Below are 332 nucleotides of genomic sequence, written 5' to 3' on the forward strand. Positions count from 1 at the left end.
TAACAGTTCTGATCAACAAATTCGGCAATATAACAAGCTAGTTGAACAAACTAAGAAAAAGATGCCGCTCCCAGACGGTGTTGAACATTGGATGCGCCTAGAGTTGCAATTAAGGGGTCGGAAACCTAAGGAATGGGTAGAGCGAGCGAAAGATATGCTAGATGATTTCCGATTGCCAAACTATGATCGAATTCAAAATAAAAATGACAAAATGACTCTTTTTGCTCTTGAAAACGGTTTGTTTGATTGGTCTGATTTCAGTGATAGCAATAAAAAGGCACGTCTTCGTAAATTGCAGAAAGAACAGTACGATGACACGCTGGCCCGAGAAT

Annotated in this window: 1 protein-coding gene; it reads left to right on the forward strand. The window is 40.1% G+C overall.

Going from position 1 to position 332, the window contains the following annotated elements:
* The coding region (locus KH400_RS23335) for a hypothetical protein (RefSeq protein WP_369009395.1) at positions 1-332 on the forward strand (332 nt) is incomplete at both ends.

This window comes from Desertibacillus haloalkaliphilus, from assembly GCF_019039105.1.
Taxonomy (GTDB): Bacteria; Bacillota; Bacilli; order Bacillales; family KJ1-10-99; genus Desertibacillus; species Desertibacillus haloalkaliphilus.